Source organism: Alteromonas sp. 76-1 (assembly GCF_900654235.1).
GTDB classification, from domain to species: Bacteria; Pseudomonadota; Gammaproteobacteria; order Enterobacterales; family Alteromonadaceae; genus Alteromonas; species Alteromonas naphthalenivorans.
Window position 1 is genome coordinate 538,131 of sequence record NZ_LR136958.1, and the last position, 15,587, is coordinate 553,717.

The 15,587-nt window shown below is 44.9% G+C and carries 18 protein-coding genes; 9 read left to right on the forward strand and 9 right to left on the reverse strand.

Translation table 11 applies throughout. The annotated features are described in order from the left end of the window. Positions 1–12 precede the first annotated feature (12 nt). The gene (locus ALT761_RS02200) at positions 13–852 is read right to left on the reverse strand and encodes a hypothetical protein (protein WP_129736050.1); all 840 of its coding nucleotides are present in this window, start codon (positions 850–852) and stop codon (positions 13–15) included. 159 nt (positions 853–1,011) lie between these two features. On the opposite strand from ALT761_RS02200, the gene ALT761_RS02205 reads away from it, so the two are divergent. Together ALT761_RS02205 and ALT761_RS02210 are read left to right on the forward strand one after the other, a co-directional pair. After that, on the forward strand, positions 1,012–1,761 hold the full coding sequence (locus tag ALT761_RS02205) for a flagellar basal body L-ring protein FlgH (protein WP_129736053.1): 750 nt from the start codon (positions 1,012–1,014) through the stop codon (positions 1,759–1,761). 12 nt (positions 1,762–1,773) lie between these two features. Then, the gene (locus tag ALT761_RS02210) at positions 1,774–2,964 is read left to right on the forward strand and encodes a flagella assembly protein FlgT middle domain-containing protein (protein ID WP_129736056.1); all 1,191 of its coding nucleotides are present in this window, start codon (positions 1,774–1,776) and stop codon (positions 2,962–2,964) included. A gap of 53 nt (positions 2,965–3,017) precedes the next feature. Here ALT761_RS02210 and ALT761_RS02215 read toward each other — a convergent pair whose 3' ends face one another. Continuing rightward, complete coding sequence (locus ALT761_RS02215; protein ID WP_129736059.1) at positions 3,018–3,830, reverse strand: Spy/CpxP family protein refolding chaperone; 813 nt, start codon at positions 3,828–3,830, stop codon at positions 3,018–3,020. Between the two features lie 247 nt (positions 3,831–4,077). Between ALT761_RS02215 and ALT761_RS02220 the strand changes: the two genes are divergently transcribed. The 4 genes from ALT761_RS02220 (at position 4,078) to trmL (ending at position 7,772) form a co-directional block, all read left to right on the forward strand. After that, a complete protein-coding gene (locus ALT761_RS02220; RefSeq protein ID WP_129736062.1) occupies positions 4,078–4,818 on the forward strand; it encodes a response regulator transcription factor in 741 nt (246 codons plus the stop codon). Then, the gene (locus tag ALT761_RS02225) at positions 4,815–6,185 is read left to right on the forward strand and encodes an ATP-binding protein (protein ID WP_129736066.1); all 1,371 of its coding nucleotides are present in this window, start codon (positions 4,815–4,817) and stop codon (positions 6,183–6,185) included. The genes ALT761_RS02220 and ALT761_RS02225 overlap by 4 nt, the downstream gene beginning before the upstream one ends. Before the next feature lie 72 nt (positions 6,186–6,257). Continuing rightward, positions 6,258–7,223 carry an alpha/beta fold hydrolase gene (locus tag ALT761_RS02230; RefSeq protein ID WP_129736069.1) on the forward strand — a complete coding sequence of 322 codons (966 nt, stop codon included), beginning with the start codon at positions 6,258–6,260 and terminating at the stop codon, positions 7,221–7,223. 84 nt (positions 7,224–7,307) lie between these two features. Beyond that, a complete protein-coding gene (gene trmL / locus ALT761_RS02235) occupies positions 7,308–7,772 on the forward strand; it encodes a tRNA (uridine(34)/cytosine(34)/5-carboxymethylaminomethyluridine(34)-2'-O)-methyltransferase TrmL (RefSeq protein WP_126872927.1) in 465 nt (154 codons plus the stop codon). Positions 7,773–7,832: 60 nt separating this feature from the next. Here the strand turns inward: trmL and gpsA are convergent, their stop codons facing one another. From gpsA to ALT761_RS02255, 4 genes are all read right to left on the reverse strand, one after another. After that, positions 7,833–8,837: an NAD(P)H-dependent glycerol-3-phosphate dehydrogenase gene (gene gpsA / locus ALT761_RS02240; RefSeq protein ID WP_129740545.1), complete on the reverse strand. Its 1,005-nt coding sequence runs from the start codon at positions 8,835–8,837 to the stop codon at positions 7,833–7,835. A 12-nt stretch (positions 8,838–8,849) separates the two neighbouring features. Then, positions 8,850–9,356 carry a protein-export chaperone SecB gene (secB, locus tag ALT761_RS02245; protein ID WP_013785633.1) on the reverse strand — a complete coding sequence of 169 codons (507 nt, stop codon included), beginning with the start codon at positions 9,354–9,356 and terminating at the stop codon, positions 8,850–8,852. Between the two features lie 62 nt (positions 9,357–9,418). Continuing rightward, positions 9,419–9,679, reverse strand: coding sequence for a glutaredoxin 3 (gene grxC / locus ALT761_RS02250; protein ID WP_013785632.1), 261 nt, complete (start codon positions 9,677–9,679; stop codon positions 9,419–9,421). 12 nt (positions 9,680–9,691) lie between these two features. Beyond that, complete coding sequence (locus ALT761_RS02255; protein WP_129736072.1) at positions 9,692–10,117, reverse strand: rhodanese-like domain-containing protein; 426 nt, start codon at positions 10,115–10,117, stop codon at positions 9,692–9,694. A 257-nt stretch (positions 10,118–10,374) separates the two neighbouring features. Between ALT761_RS02255 and ALT761_RS02260 the strand changes: the two genes are divergently transcribed. Further along, positions 10,375–11,529, forward strand: coding sequence for a murein hydrolase activator EnvC family protein (locus ALT761_RS02260; protein ID WP_129736075.1), 1,155 nt, complete (start codon positions 10,375–10,377; stop codon positions 11,527–11,529). Between the two features lie 70 nt (positions 11,530–11,599). Here ALT761_RS02260 and ALT761_RS02265 read toward each other — a convergent pair whose 3' ends face one another. Then, positions 11,600–11,932: a hypothetical protein gene (locus ALT761_RS02265; protein ID WP_013785629.1), complete on the reverse strand. Its 333-nt coding sequence runs from the start codon at positions 11,930–11,932 to the stop codon at positions 11,600–11,602. Positions 11,933–12,250: 318 nt separating this feature from the next. On the opposite strand from ALT761_RS02265, the gene ALT761_RS02270 reads away from it, so the two are divergent. Together ALT761_RS02270 and ALT761_RS02275 are read left to right on the forward strand one after the other, a co-directional pair. Next, positions 12,251–13,093, forward strand: a complete 843-nt coding sequence (locus tag ALT761_RS02270) for a divergent polysaccharide deacetylase family protein (protein WP_129736078.1) — start codon at positions 12,251–12,253, stop codon at positions 13,091–13,093. Between the two features lie 332 nt (positions 13,094–13,425). Beyond that, positions 13,426–13,854, forward strand: coding sequence for a MerC domain-containing protein (locus ALT761_RS02275; protein ID WP_129736082.1), 429 nt, complete (start codon positions 13,426–13,428; stop codon positions 13,852–13,854). A gap of 157 nt (positions 13,855–14,011) precedes the next feature. On the opposite strand, the gene ALT761_RS02280 is transcribed toward ALT761_RS02275, so the two are convergent. After that, positions 14,012–14,701 (reverse strand): glycerophosphodiester phosphodiesterase, encoded by a 690-nt coding sequence (locus ALT761_RS02280; protein ID WP_129736085.1) that lies wholly within the window; start codon positions 14,699–14,701, stop codon positions 14,012–14,014. Continuing rightward, entirely contained in the window at positions 14,702–15,586 is an 885-nt protein-coding gene (locus ALT761_RS02285; protein WP_129736087.1) for a DMT family transporter, read from the reverse strand. Position 15,587 lies beyond the last annotated feature (1 nt).

Sequence of the window (15,587 nt, forward strand, 5' to 3'; positions counted from 1 at the left end):
TTGCGGCTTCCCTTAGCCCCCAGCTTGTCGACGTACAAATTCATAAACGTCACTAGCAGGTGTTGATGATGTCTCGCCATCGGCCTCATCTGTCATTAAGCTATCTTCACCTGTGCTTTCAGTGGCGGCATTGCCGTTGATTATTTGTTTACCGGCATCCCATAAATTATTTGAGATACTTTTACCCGTCAGCCCTTCTACGGTTAGGTCGACGGCGTTATAAAGTAATCCACCGAGTCCGCCATATAAGAAGCTACCCGCCATACTGGATGCGGCTGCAATATGGCTTGATGTCGTCGCCTCATATATATCAGAAACAACCGGCAAGTGGTTCACAATATTAAGTGCGTCGAACCCGTCTTGTAGCCCTAGTCCGTCTTCACCGAATGCCGATGTCATCATGCTATCGAACATCGAGGTTGTTTCGGTTTCAGAACTTGTGGCTTCTACAGAAGTTGAAGTGATAGTTGAAGACGCTGTGCCGCTTGATGTTTGTGTTGCAGTGTCGGTAGAAGACGTAGATGCTGCCGCAGTAAGCGCCGCGAAGACATTATTTTGTAGCGCACCAAGCAATTGGTTTTGCATGAGACTAATGGCGTCATCAGTAACCAGGTTCGATAACAAGCTAGTATCAAATTGACTTGTGCTAGTGCTGCTTTGTGAATCTGTCGTTTCTGACGTGTCGTCATTGCTGGCTTCTTCATTTGACAACAAAGCGGCAAACATAGACGGCAAAGACTGGCTAGTCGTTGCCGCTTCCTCTGCCGTATTAGAGGTGGAATTTTCCCCCGCTAATGGCACTGCTGAAAGCAACGAATTTATTGTGCCTTGTGTAGATGTTTCAATGGCCATAACTTTCCCATACCCGCAGGCATATCATTGTTTTGTAAAGGTTTTGCAAAGTTACTAAAGAACGTATTTCGTGTTGAAATTATTCGTTTAAACTTGCTCCTGTTCGGGTCATGGATGGCACTTAATTAACATTATTTTTTATTTCCTTCAGAGCACATTATGAAAAATCGATGCCAGAAAGTGTTTCTTGCCCTAATCTTTACAATGACCGGCTGTGCCCAAACGGTTTCACAAGAAGAAGAAGTGGTAGCAAACAGCCCAACTAATCCAAAAGTAGAGCAGCGCGCAATATCGCCCACCTCTGATGAACCTGCGCCGGGCGATCCTACTTATGCACCACCCCGGGCTTATTCTGTTGAACAAGTTCGAATTCCTAGCGGCTCTTTGTTTAATCCGGAGCTTGCTATGGGGTTATACCAGCGTCACAGCCAGTACAAAGTTGGCGATATGATTTTAATAAAGCTAGATGAGACCACCCAGTCTGAGAAATCACTTGATTACAACCAAGATAAAAACAGCACCTTTGATATAGAACCTTTAACTGTGCGGGTAGGGGGCATTCAAATTGAAGGCGATGATCTTGAAGTAGACCATGAACAAGACAGCGAATTTACCAGTTCGGCCCAATCAAGCCAGTCAAACTCATTGCAAGGAAGTATTACGGTTTATGTCACCGCCATTACGCCAGCAGGAAACCTGCTGGTCACAGGGGAGAAATGGATAACTATGAATAAGGGGAAAGAATATATTCGTTTTTCAGGTGAAGTACGCAAGCAAGATGTTGATGAAAGCAATACAGTGGTCTCTTCAAAAGTGGGTAATGCACTCATTGAATATAGCGGCACTGGAGATTTGCAAGAGAATCAAGAGCGCTCTGTGATAGACAAATTGTTCGCAATATTCGGTTAGTAGGTGAAAAGCATGAAAGGCTATCTTCGTCTTGGTTTAGCAGTAATAACTATGTGGCATGGCGCGGCCATGGCCATATGGGTACAAGGTGAAGCAAGTCTCAATTTTACCGGTGCCGACTTAGATTCTGTGCGCCCTACGGTGATTAAAAATGCTATCGCGGATGCGTCTTATAAGAGCGGAAGTGTTATTGCCGCCGAAGATGTTCTAATCAATGGGTTAATACTCAGTAGCAAAGCAGAGCTTCGTACCGCAGGCCGAATACAGCGAGTCGAAATTATTAGCGAAAGTGTTCAAGATAATGTGCTATCGGTAGTGGTGAATGTCAATTTAACGCCCTTGTTTGATTGTGAACCCAATCGCTTTCAAAAGCGCTTGCTGGTGACTCACTTTGCCCTACTCGACTCACGACAGGCGGCCACAGGCGGTATTTATAATATTGGCAAACACATTACGCAACGATTTGCGCAGCAACTGAAAAATACGGCGGATACACCTAATGTCATGCAGATATCACAAGCCATGACCAGCGCCGATATGTGGTCTGCTGAAGCACTCTCAGGCGTAGAGTTACAACAAAAATCGACTTACTTACGTGATACCTATGGTCAGCAGTTCGCACTATTCGGCTACATTAAAGATGTAAGCCTGTTTGAGCAAATAGCACAAAGTGAGTCCTTTTTCGACAGCGACGAGGTGGCGGTTAGGCGCAACTTTACCCTTCAAGTGTTCGTGCTAGATACCTTCAGGCAACGTATCATTTATAACGACAGTTATCACAGTGAAGCAGATTGGGAGTTTGAAAATAGCTATCAAGTCGATACTAACAACAGCTTATTTTGGCGTAGCGAGTACGGGCGAATGGTATTAAATACCGTAAATGCTGCAGTAACCGATATTTCTGCCGCCATTACCTGCGAGCCTACTTTTGCGCGGGTGGTTAATACCAGTAACCAGCAGTTGATTGTCGATTTAGGTATTGCCCAAGGTATCCGCGAAGGCGATAGCTTTCAGTTATATAAGCAGCAGTCGTTACCGGTACTTTTATCGCCAACTAAGAGCGTGATGTTACCGGTAGAAAATGGGCAGTTTGCTATTACCCATTTAGGGGATGAAGTGAGTGTATTAAAGGTTGAAGGCGCAGAATCGGCGGTTCACTTATATGACATCGTTTCGCCAGTACAAAAAAAAGACGCAAACTAAAGTTTGCGTCTTTGCTTACGTTCCATGTTGTTATCTTTTTCTGACGAGTAGTTTTAATTACCGCTAAACAAACGGCGAAGCGCGTCTACGTTTTCGCGCTTTTGCTGTATCTCGGCTTGCTGTGCGTCGGTAAGTACTGCAAATGTGGCTTGTTTATGAGTCATGTTTTCTATTTCTGCATTAATGAGATCATCTTTATATTCAGCGTAAAGTGCATCCCATGCAGATTCGGAAAAATTGCCACTTCGCACAAGGGCTTGCTCAGCGTTTCTGAGTGCATCCATTGTGACTTTATGTTGAAAGCGGGTTTCACGAAAAGTGGCGTTTAAGGTTTCAAGTGATGCTAACTGCTCGTCAGTCAGTTGCAGTTCTTCAAACGGCAGTCGAGGGCCTCTTGGCGGCTGGCCTCGCATAGCGCTTCTGACAGTATTTCTTTTCCCACCGTGCGCGACTTCTCGGTTGGCTTCTCGTTCAGCTTCAAACTTGGTTAGCATGTTACGTTGCGACTCTGAAAGCAGGTTGTAAATCTCACTGCGAAGTTCTGCAATAGCAAATTGATGCGATTGTTGGTTCTGTATCCTGGTTTCAACAAGGCTACGAATTTCACTTTCTGAAAGGGTAGCGAGGTCGGGCTTGTCTGGGTGCTCTAGAGGGGCGTCTGGGCGCTCATGATTGGTTTTAAACGCGGTAACAAGCTTTTTCACCTCATCCAATTGCTCTGAAGAAAGAGAAAGGCGGCTTAAGGTTTTGATCATTTCCATCCCAGGAGCATGATCACGCATTTGGGGGCCTTGAGGGGCCGCATTTGCGCTGTGGGCTAGGGTAAAAGTGGTCGCTAATAACCCAGCAATGAGAATTGATTTCACGGGCGTCTCCTTTGTATTCGCACCCCAGAATATTACTCGCTCTGGGGCCAAAAGCAGTCAACGCACTGTAAAGCTTGTGTAAAGTTTGAACCATGTGCAGATTCTATCGGTCACAAAGTTTATCATTTCCATCGTTTGTGTGTGGGAATGGCTAGGTAGTCGCTTGTGGCGTTTCCTAGTTTTTAACGCAGCGCGCAGTATTTGACCGTTGTCATTCCTCTATGCATTATACTTGGGTATCCGAAAGATGAATCAAGCCGTCGTAGGTTTCAAAAACATGAGTTCAGAGTTTCATTTACAGTCCATTCTTATTATCGATGATGATAATGAACTAACTGACATGCTAGCCACCTATCTATCAAGTATGGGGTATCAAATTCAGGTCAGTAATGATGGACAAGCTGGGTTGGCGGAAGCGACGGCAGGTGGTCATTACGACCTCATTCTGCTTGATGTCATGATGCCCAAAATGGACGGTTTCGATGTACTTAAGAAGTTAAGAGTGAGTCATGCGACACCCGTGCTTATGTTAACGGCGCGCGGTGATGACTACGACCGCATTCTAGGGTTAGAGCTAGGTGCCGACGATTACTTGCCAAAGCCGTTCAATCATAGAGAGCTGGTAGCGCGAATAAAAGCTATATTCCGAAGACTGGCATTGACCAACAGCGGTGGTACCATTGAACAAGACTTGATTGTGAATGAATTATTTTTAAGTAGCAGTAGCCAAGTCGCCAAAGTGGGTGAGGTTGAAATGACCTTGACCAGTACAGAATTTTCTATTCTTCGGTTGCTTATGCTAAACACAGGAAGTCGAGTGACGAAGGAAGAAATCAGTTTGAAGGTATTAGGTAAACCTCTTCAAGCGTTTGATAGAAGTATCGATATGCACGTAAGTAACTTGCGCAAAAAAATAGCCGCTATCAGCAATATCGAAAAAATTAAAACCATCCGCGGCGTGGGTTATATGTTGCTATCTGGTCAATGACGTTTTTTCGTAAAATAAACCCTGCCCGCGCCATTATGGGCCGCCTTTTTTTGTGGTTCTGGGCTACCTTCATTGTTACCGCTGTACTTGCTGTTTGGGGAAGTCGATTCTTCTTTGAAGAACTTCAGGTTAACACAGCGTCACCTCAAGAAATTCAACAACTAGAACGTTTACATAATAGCATTACTAGCGAGCGCGCAATGCAAGCGCCACTGCGAGCAGCACTAGACCGAAATGGACGTGCCGTTAGAGGAAGAGCAATAGCGGTTGATGTTAAATCAGGTCGTGTGCTCGCTGCTGGAGGCCCGCCTTTACGTGAGGACGATAGGAGAGATATAGAGCGGATCGTCGACCAAAAAGTACCGATCACACTAAATCGGGGCGCGCTAAAAATAACTGGGCCAATGCTCTTTGAGCGTGATGGTAAAAGGTTTGCTTTGTTCCTTGCCAAAATGGATTTGCCTGGTGAAAACTCTCCTCCCTTTGTTCTCTTTCTTTGTATCGCCATAGTGACAACGACCTTGCTGTCATGGCTATTTGCAAAATCCCTGACTCGACCTATTCTTCGGCTGCAAAAATCAGCGCGTTCATTATCTACTGGTAATTGGGAAGTAAGAATTGATAATACTGAGAAGCGACAAGATGAGCTTGGTCAACTAGGGCGCGACTTCAATTCAATGGCAGATCAGCTGGAGAAAATGTGGAGCGGGCAAAAACGGCTATTGGCCGATATATCCCATGAACTGCGTTCTCCCTTGGCTCGACTACAAATGGCACTTGGTTTAGCGCATCAGCAAAATGTAGACCCAGCATCACTGGCCCGCATCGAGCGAGAGGCTGAGCGTATGGAAGCTTTAGTGAGCCAATTGTTGGAGTTAAGCCGCGCTGAAAATGGCGTAACCACCTTCTCATCTTATTCTTTATCTCTGTTGTTTCGCGATATTTTCACTGATGGTCAGTTTGAAGCCGCAAATAGCAATAAAGCCCTCGACATAGATGACATACCCAAGCTGACCGTGCTGGTAGACCAAGTTTTACTTTGCCGTGCGGTTGAGAATGTTCTACGTAACGCCATCCGTCACAGCACATATTTAACAACGGTTGAGTTTACCGTCACCGACACTGAGTGGTCAGTGACCATTTGCGACGACGGTGAAGGTTTATCAAGTGAAGAGTGCGAACGTGTGTTTGCCCCTTTTTATCGTGCAACCTTAGCCCGAGAAAGAGCTTCTGGCGGGGTAGGTTTGGGCTTATCCATTGCAAAAGCTGCCGTAGAATTGCATCATGGCGCAATAAAAGCAGTGACAAGAGAAGAAGGTGGCCTAAGCGTCACATTGTCCTTCCCTCGTAAGTTAGAAAACACTTAACGCGCATAACTTTGCATTGCCGTGTAGCGTTTTAGTCATCACTGCCTCACGATTCTATTAGGATATGCCTCTATGAGCTGGACGTTTACGTCAGAGCAAGACTTAGCTTCGACCTTTGCCACTGAAATAAATCCTTTTTGGCAAACTTCTGTCACTTTTGGCGAGTTTGTTGGTAAAGATAACATCGATGTGCATTACGCGTGGTGCATACCAGAAAACCCCAAATCTACGGTAGTGATCAGTTCAGGGCGTATCGAGTCGTACTTAAAATACAAAGAACTCATTTTCGATTTATATCAAAATGGCTTTGCAGTTTTTATTCTTGATCACCGAGGTCAAGGGTTATCGGGGCGTATGACTCATGATCCTCAACACGGATACGTGGCGGATTTTGCCGATTACGTGGATGATTTAATTACCTTCGTAAACGATATTGTGATGCCACGCCAACAGGGTGAGTTGCAGTTACTTTGCCATTCTATGGGCGGCGCAATTGGCGCATTAACCTTATTAAGAGACCCTAGCTTATTCGACAAAGCAGTTCTCGCGTCTCCGATGTTCGGTATTAAACCGGCGCTACCAAATTGGTTGGCCAATAGCCTTATAAAAGTAGGGCTTAGTATTAATAAAATGAAGAAGCGTGAGTCAGGTTACTTCTTTGGGCAAACGCCTTACATTGCATTTCCTTATGCCTTAAATAAACTTACGCATAGTAAGAATCGCTACAGCTTATTTCGCCAGCTTTATGATGAAGAGCGCCAAATTCAACTTGGTGGCGTAACCACCGAATGGTTGCGGGCAGCACAAGCCGCGATGAATACCATTGAACTCAATGCGGCCGCTATTACTACGCGCTCGTTAATTTTAAGTGCAGATGGCGATAGTATTATAGAGAATAAACGCCAACGTCGTGTGGCGGCTAAGTTCCCCAATGCTCAGGTAGAAATTATTCCTGTGGCGTATCATGAGGTGCTTACCGAATCGGACGACATTCGTGATGCTGCACTTTCTACTGTATTTGATTTTTTAAGCGCGTAAAATAACGCTAATGGGCGATGAGCGCCCGTTCGTCATATCGCCATTTAAAAGCGTGGCAATTTAGCATTTCGACAGTGAGCCAGCATGTTAGACATCGTACTTTACCAGCCAGAAATCCCCCCCAATACGGGAAATATTATCCGCTTATGCGCCAATAGCGGCTTTATGCTGCATTTGATTGAGCCGCTTGGGTTTGAGTGGGACGATAAGCGTGTACGTAGGGCAGGGCTGGATTACCACGAATTTGCTCACGTTAAGCGCCATGCCTCATTAGAAGCTTACATTGAAAGTGAAAAGCCAAGTCGTATTTTCGCTTGCACTACCAAGGGCAAAGCATTTCATAGTGACGCTCAATATAAGAAGGGTGATGCTTTATTATTTGGGCCAGAGACCAGAGGCTTGCCCGATGATGTTATTGACGCGCTACCGCCAGAACAGCGAGTACGTATTCCTATGCTACCCGATAGCAGAAGTATGAATTTATCAAATGCGGTATCGGTTTTTGTGTATGAAAGCTGGCGTCAACTAGGCTACGATGGCGCACGCTAGACATAAAAAAACGCGCAGTGTTGATGCTGCGCGCCTTATCAGTTTTGTATAATTTTTTAATCAGGCTTCGTTTTTAAGATCGCGACCCAGTAAGGTTAATGCGGCCTCTTTTGGCGATTTACCGTGATAAAGTACCGCGTAAATCTGCTCGCAAATTGGCATCTCAACACCTACTTTATGCGATAACACATGCACTTCTTCCGTGTTGCGATAGCCTTCTACCACTTGCCCAATTTCTTCAATCGCCGTGTCGACGGATTTACCTTGGCCTAAAGCTAAGCCAAATCGACGGTTACGTGACTGATTGTCGGTGCAGGTGAGTACTAAGTCGCCAAGGCCAGCCATGCCCATAAAGGTTTCTGGCTGAGCGCCTAGCTTCACGCCAAGACGAGTAAGCTCTGCAAGACCACGAGTAATCAATGCGGTACGGGCATTCGCACCAAAACCTAACCCATCTGCCAAACCAGCGCCTATGGCAATCACGTTCTTCACTGCACCGCCTAATTGTACGCCGGTGAAGTCTGGGTTTTTGTATACCCTGAACGATTTCGCGCAATGTAGCTTAGCAGCAAATTCGTCTGCAAAAGTTTCGTCAGTGGATGACAATGAAATAGCCGTTGGCAAGCCAGCCACCATTTCTTTGGCAAATGTGGGGCCAGATAATACGGCTAGCGGATAGGCAGTACCCAGAATTTCTTCTGCAACTTCTCGAAGCAATCTGCCGGTTTTAGGTTCAAGCCCCTTGGTTGCCCAAATAATTCTATGGTTGGGCTGCAACAAAGGCTTAATGCTTTGAAGCATTGCAGCAAAGCCATGGCTTGGCACTACCACAAGAATATCTTGGCTAGCGGCAATGACCGTTTCTAAATTGGCATCTACATTAAGCGCATCAGGGAAGGTAGCACCTGGCAAATACCGAGCATTTTCTCTGCTTGAAGCCAGCGCTTCCATGTGCTTTTCGTCTCGCCCCCACAACAAGGTAGGGTTACCATTTCTGGCTAAACAAAAAGCAAGGGCGGTGCCATATGACCCCGCCCCTAATACTGAAACCGAATTCGGGTTCATCATAATGGTGGCTTACGCGTCCATCTTAGGCGCTTCGCCTTGTGCTTGCTGTGCACGCTTTTGAACGTAAGCAGCGAAGATAGCGTCGAAGTTAACTGGCGCTAAATTTAGTGGAGGGAAAGTTCCACGGTTCACAAGGTTTGAAATCGTTTCACGTGCATACGGGAAAAGCATGTTCGGGCAGAACGAACCTAGTGTATGCGCTTTGTTCTGATCAGGCATTTCACCAATGGCAAAAATACCGGCTTGCTGAACTTCACATAAGAATGCAGTTTCTTCGCCAAGTGTTGCGGTAACCGTTACTGACAACACTACTTCGTAAACGTTTTCGTCTAGTTTGTTAGTGCTAGTGTCAATATCTAGCTTAATTTCTGGCTTCCACTCTTTAGTGAAAATAGCTGGCGCATTTGGCGACTCAAAAGAGATATCTTTAGTGAAGATACGCTGAATGTTGAATTGAGGGGCTTGCGCTTGGTCGCCTGCTGCGGCGCCGTTAGTAGTCTGATTATCGTCAGCCATGATATTTCCTGTTTAATTGTCGTTTTACTTTAATGTATTGCGTTGCTTTACGCGCTGACGCGTTATGCTAACCCAAGCATAGGATTTAGTTTTTGCTGTGCTTCTAGTGCCATCATGTCATCGCAGCCACCAACGTGCTTATCGTCGATGAAAATTTGTGGCACTGTCCAACCGCCATTCGCGCGCTCGATCATCACGTCACGCAATTCTGGTTGAACATCAATAGGGTACTCTTGAAACTCAACACCTTTCTGTGCGAGAAGAGCTTTAGCACGATGGCAGTATGGGCAATGGCCCTTGGTGTAAATCTCTACTTTACTCACTATGATCACCTATTATTTTGAAATCGGTAAACTTGCACTTTGCCACGCGTTCATGCCGCCTTTAAGGACTTTGACATTAGTGAAGCCTGCTTTTGACATCGCCCCAGCTGTACCACGAGCTTGATTGCCCATAGCGCATACAACGATAATGGGTTTATCTTTACTGTTTTCAAGCTTAGCGAAGTTTTTCTCGCGCAATTCTTCTGGTTTTATTTGCTTAGCACCTAAAATGTGCCCCGCTTTAAAGTCTTTAGCCGAGCGAGTATCAAAGATAATCGCATCGTCTTTATTCATTAACAAAGTGGCTTCGTGTGTATTAACTTCTTTGATTGAAGAGGTAAACGTTGAAATGTAGCTAAACACCAACATGCCCACCAAAGCAACCCATACACCAGCAAGTACAATATTATCGCTGGCAAACGCTATTAGCTGATCCATTACTTCTAACCTTGTCTACAGACCATAAAAAGAGTGCAAAGTATATAGAAAAACGGGCGAGAAACCACCCTGCAATAATCAAGCGTGTCTTGTAATTGTGTGCGGCACAATAGCGGATTGATATTACAACCAAATTGCACTGGGATTTAATCTAGCCCTCAGATACACTGATACGCTAACTATCATCATGATTGTAGGCGGATTCTGCAATCTGTTTTTGCCACCAATACACCGCCAAAGGCTACTATTACCTTTTTATGTTTATTCAACGCTTTTGCTCCATTGCCTGTTTGCTTGCTGTCATATTCGGTATGGGTTTAGTCTCATCTACCGTAGAGGCGCAAGATGTTAGCCAAGAGAAGCTAGCAGAACTACAAGTTGAATTAAGAGCGCGTCAGCAGGTTTTAGAAAATAACAAAGCTAGCGCACAAGAACTAGAGCAAGTGCTCAAGCGCTCAGAACTTGAAATAGCGAAAGTAGCGAAAGCCTTGGCGCAAAACAAACAGCAATTAAATAGTGTGTTAGCGGAAGAAGATGCGCTTATTGAAGAGCAGGAAGGATTAAAAGAAGCTATTCGCCAGCAACAGTCCTTGCTATCAAGCCAGTTGAAAAGTGCCTTTATGGCAGGGCATTACGACTACGCTAAAATGTTATTCTACCAAGAAGACGCCCGTAACTTCGAACGGGTCATTACGTATTATCAGTACTTGGCAAAAGCCCGTCAGCAAGAAATTACCCGATTTAGAGATAACGTGGCTCGCCTTGAAGCCGTTACCGAAGAACTTGCTGAAAAAGCAAAATCTTTGCTAGCCCTTCGCAAGACACAAGAAAGTCAGCGTGGGGTGTTACTCACTCGCCAAGACGATAGAAAGCAAACTTTAGCCAAGCTTAATAAAACCATTGCAAGTGAAAGCGGACGAATTGCCACCTTGCAGGCAAATGAAAAGGCGTTGCTTGATGCTATCGAAGCTGCGCGTATTGCCGCTGAGCGCGCCGCGGCTAGAGCCAAGGTATCGTTGGATGGGTTAGCCAAATTAAAAGGTAAATTACTCGTGCCTGTTGAAGGTCACATTCGTAAACTTTTTGGCAATCGCAGGCAAGGGCAAGTGCGCTGGAAAGGTATTATTATTGATGGTGCTGAAGGCGAGGCAGTCAAAAGCGTGGCATCGGGCAAAGTACTTTATGCCGATTGGCTTCGTGGGTTTGGTTTAGTGGCCATTGTCGATCATGGCGATGGTTACATGAGTGTTTATGGGCACAACCAAGCGTTGTTGAAACAAGCTGGTGACGATATTCTTTTAGGCGAAAGTATCGCTTTGGTAGGAAGAAGCGGCGGACAAGATTACCCTAATTTGTATTTTGAAATACGCCATAAGGGAAAAGCGTTAAATCCCACCGCTTGGTTTAACTAATCGCCAAGCACGCTATATAAACAGGCTACTTAAGCAGACGACTCAGTGAAGAGTTAAACATGTTTGACGGTTATACCGTTATTGAAAATGTGGAATTGTCAGGTAAATTCGATGCTTCTTGTTGTGGAGGCGGCGGTGGTTTGCCTATTCCTGCTAATTCAGCAATATTTTTACCTTCAAAACCTGCACTGCTTAACGCCGTATTCAAAGACTTACTTGGCTCAATACCTGCCTCTTTGAATTGCTCTACAATAGAAGCCGCATCTTCGCTTGATAAATTTTCTGGGTCGTAAGATGACAAAATAGCGCTCACAGATTCTTTTTGTGTATCGCTAAGGGCTTGGCCTTCAGGGCGTGGCGGCATGCCAGCTTGCATGGTTGAACTGTTAACAGAAGAAATCATAATTACTCCACAATAAATAGTATACGTTGTAACCTTATCGACAATTAAAGCTGAAATTGAGCTTGGCGGTCACTCTTTACGCAACCTTTACACACTACGAACGGCTGAGCAGTGCTTGTTTCCTTTTTGTAAATTGGTATGCTGCATTAATGCTAGCTCAATTGAACCGAGATGCAGCCACATTATTGTTGTCTGGCTGAGTTCTTATCAGGCTTAGTTCTTTTTAGGCCCAATTCTTATTCGGCTTAGTATCTCGTTGTTAATATCAGCAGTGCGCGTGGAAATAATAAAATCAATAATGGAAGTGAAGAAACGTAGATGAAGGTGCTTTGGCGTCTGTGTGTTTTATCGTTAATTATAACGACGAGTTTTACGAGTCATGCTGCGGCGTCAGCGACTATTTCAGTAGAGCCTCGTGTTATTATTATTCTTGATGATCTGGGTTACAGAAAATCAGATATGGCGGCCTTTGCACTTCCAAGTGAAGTGACCTTTTCCATTTTACCGCGAACTCCTCTTGCACAAACAATTTCACGTAAAGCCGAGCAGCAAGGGCGCGCTGTCATGTTACACATGCCAATGCAGTCAACCAGTGGCAAAGCCATGGGACCCTTAGGTTTATCTACCGATATGTATCCTGCTGCCATTACTCACACGCTAAGAACAGCACTTAAAAGTGTGCCCAACGCGGTGGGAGTGAATAATCACATGGGCAGTGCATTTACGGTTGAAGAGCCCGCCATGCAAACTATTATGGAAGAGATAAAGCGCCAAGGGCTATTCTTCGTAGATAGCAGAACCAGCGTAAATACTACAGCGCAACAGGTGGCGGACAGAGTGGGTGTGCCGAATGCGAGTCGGCAGGTGTTCCTCGATAACGATCGCTCCGAAGCATCACTGAGTAAGCAGTTCGAATACACAAAACGATTAGCTAAACGAAATGGCACCGTTGTGGTAATTGCACACCCTTACCCAGAAACGATTACTTTTTTGGCGCACACGTTGCCTAGCTTGGCAAACGAAGGAATTGCTTTAGCGTCAGTAAACGATTATTTCACACAGGTATCTAATACCCCCAATAGCCTCCCCAATAACGCTTTGGTTAAAGAGGTTCATCGAAAGCCGCTGTTAGAAACTGAAGCGGCCGCGCCGAATGAATAGTCTCCGCGCCGAATGAATAGCCCTCGTTAATTCCTCTAATGCAGTAAGCATTAGTTTCTTCCTTTCGCTTTTTCCGTGATCAGCACGTCTACATTTAAACTTATTAATAATCAGCCATTTCCCGACTCTAATCTTCACTTATGGCATTTTGTTCTGTTAAAGATTGAAAATATCATAGGGGAAAGTTTCGCATTCCCATTAAAATGTTATATTATAACGTCTCTGGCAGAGTTAATCTGTGGCTACAGTGCGCGCGAGGCTTTTGGTCATATTACTAAAGCGTGTATAAAGTGGCGTGTTTTGAAGTTTTTGATGTTGCAAAGGTACAGTAAATGAATCCGGTAGAAGACAATCCAACAAAATTAGACAGACTTGGCATTTGGGTGTCGGGCTTGTGTGCGTTGCATTGCCTAGCGTTGCCTGTTGTTGTGCCATTATTGCCACTTATCGGTTCTTCATTTTTCGCACAAATTTGGTTTGAACGAACCATATTAACTATATCGTTAATTATTGGTGCGGTTGCACTTATCGGCGGGGCCACTCGCTATCACGGACGTTATTATCCGTTGGCATTGCTGTTTACGGGTGGTGCCATTTATTGGAACAAGAATATGTTTGGTGAAGCCTATGAGCCGTTCACCATCGCGGTGGGTGCGCTACTTATCGTGGCAGGGCATTGGATTAACATGCGTTTGTGCCGTCAATGTAAGTGCTGTAAAGAAACGGTATTTTCTAGTCACTTATCTACCGAAGTAGAATAGCTTAAGCTTTACGTTAATTTTTATTGCGTAAATTATCTGACGTAAATTGTTAGCCCAAGTTTCAAGTCTAAGCGCTATCGTTAAGACAAAAACGCTAAGTTTTAGCTTCTTTGCCCTTAACCCTTAACCCTTAACCCTTAACCCTTAACCTTAGCCCTTAACCCACAACTTGCTTTGCAATATCGGGCACGTTGGTAAAAATACCTGTCACGCCCCATAATTTCAATTGAAGCATATCTTCTGGCTCGTCTACCGTATAAACATACACATCCAACCCTTCTTGTTTCGCCGCATTTACAAAATCAGCATTCACCACATCTAGCGCAATATTAATAGATTTCGCTTTAAGCTGACGGGCACAGTACGTTGCATCAAGTGCGTAGGTGGCGGTTAATGCGCCAACAGCCACCTGTGGCCATAATGCGCTTATTTCGGCTAGCCAATGGTGATTAAACGAAGAAATAAGTAAGGCATTTGGGTTTATCTGTGCATCTTCTACTGCACGCTTTACGTCTTGCACCCAGGTTTCAGCATTGCGTAAGTGCTTCACTTCAATATTACACAGCGCACCATCTGGTACGGTAGCCAGCACTTCTTCCAAGGTAGGAATAACCTCACCGTCCCCGGCATCTAGCTGCTTTAAATCCGCCAGTGAAGTTTGTAATAAAAATCCTGAACCGTTTGTGGTGCGCCCAAGAGTTTTATCGTGAAATACTATAATGGCATCATCATGTTGGTAGGTGTCGAATTCTATACCATCAGACTGCTGCTCGAAGGCGAGTGTAAATGCTTTAAGCGTGTTTTCAGGCGCAAGAGTACTCGCGCCCCTGTGAGCAATAATAAGCATTTAGTCGCTTTCCTTTTCTGACTTACCGTGCAGCTTATGGGTATTGAGTGTTTCATAGATAGATGCAGAAGTAATAAGAATACCGCCCAATAGCGTGTTTCCACTGGGGTTTTCATCCAACAGCAATACGGCAAGAATAACCCCATAGAAAGGCTGCATGCAGGCAATCAGCGAAAAGGTTTTTGCTCGTAAATGACGTAAACTTGCTGCAATTAATGCATGTGGTAACGCGGTAAAAACAGTACCTAACAGCAGAAGCATTAACCAAGCACTCATCGGGGCATCTGTAATTTCATTGCTGCCGGTAGGTAGCAAGAAAATAGCAATCACTAGGGTTTGCCACGCCATGGCTTTCGCGCCACTGTATTGTTTGAAGTGTTTTCGGTGGATCAGATTTCTGAACGCGTAAAGCACCGCAGAGCCCACACCAATAAGCACCCCTAAAGTGATGTCATTATCCAGTGACGTTTCTGGCACAATAAAATACACGCCTGCGATAACGGTAAGCGCAGATACAATGTCTTGCCATACCAAGCTTACTTTTTCGAAGAACGGCTCTATCAGTACGGTAATTACGGGGAAAGTGAATAGGGCAATCATACCCACCGACACACTAGAGTACTGCATTGCCGCAAAGTAGGTTACCCAGTGCAAGGCCATCAAGATACCTAGCCCTATGGCTATTAGATAATCTTTGCGGCTTGCCAGCGTCAAACTTTCGCTAGAAAGTCTTAGGAAGAGAAATAATGCGATACAGGCAAATACCGATCGCATTAGCGTGATATCACTGGCACTCAGAGGCACTAGATGAGAAAAAAGCGCAGTACCGCCTAATAAGACAACGGTAAAGTGCAGTGATATCAAACTTCGTTTTACTGCATTCATA

Coding starts and splice junctions, on each gene's coding strand:
- ALT761_RS02200 (WP_129736050.1), bottom strand. CDS start 852: ATGGCCATTGAAACATCTACACAAGGCACAATAAATTCGTTGCTTTCA.
- ALT761_RS02205 (WP_129736053.1), top strand. CDS start 1,012: ATGAAAAATCGATGCCAGAAAGTGTTTCTTGCCCTAATCTTTACAATG.
- ALT761_RS02210 (WP_129736056.1), top strand. CDS start 1,774: ATGAAAGGCTATCTTCGTCTTGGTTTAGCAGTAATAACTATGTGGCAT.
- ALT761_RS02220 (WP_129736062.1), top strand. CDS start 4,078: ATGAATCAAGCCGTCGTAGGTTTCAAAAACATGAGTTCAGAGTTTCAT.
- ALT761_RS02225 (WP_129736066.1), top strand. CDS start 4,815: ATGACGTTTTTTCGTAAAATAAACCCTGCCCGCGCCATTATGGGCCGC.
- ALT761_RS02230 (WP_129736069.1), top strand. CDS start 6,258: ATGAGCTGGACGTTTACGTCAGAGCAAGACTTAGCTTCGACCTTTGCC.
- trmL (WP_126872927.1), top strand. CDS start 7,308: ATGTTAGACATCGTACTTTACCAGCCAGAAATCCCCCCCAATACGGGA.
- gpsA (WP_129740545.1), bottom strand. CDS start 8,837: ATGAACCCGAATTCGGTTTCAGTATTAGGGGCGGGGTCATATGGCACC.
- secB (WP_013785633.1), bottom strand. CDS start 9,356: ATGGCTGACGATAATCAGACTACTAACGGCGCCGCAGCAGGCGACCAA.
- ALT761_RS02255 (WP_129736072.1), bottom strand. CDS start 10,117: ATGGATCAGCTAATAGCGTTTGCCAGCGATAATATTGTACTTGCTGGT.
- ALT761_RS02260 (WP_129736075.1), top strand. CDS start 10,375: ATGTTTATTCAACGCTTTTGCTCCATTGCCTGTTTGCTTGCTGTCATA.
- ALT761_RS02265 (WP_013785629.1), bottom strand. CDS start 11,932: ATGATTTCTTCTGTTAACAGTTCAACCATGCAAGCTGGCATGCCGCCA.
- ALT761_RS02270 (WP_129736078.1), top strand. CDS start 12,251: ATGAAGGTGCTTTGGCGTCTGTGTGTTTTATCGTTAATTATAACGACG.
- ALT761_RS02275 (WP_129736082.1), top strand. CDS start 13,426: ATGAATCCGGTAGAAGACAATCCAACAAAATTAGACAGACTTGGCATT.
- ALT761_RS02280 (WP_129736085.1), bottom strand. CDS start 14,701: ATGCTTATTATTGCTCACAGGGGCGCGAGTACTCTTGCGCCTGAAAAC.
- ALT761_RS02285 (WP_129736087.1), bottom strand. CDS start 15,586: ATGAATGCAGTAAAACGAAGTTTGATATCACTGCACTTTACCGTTGTC.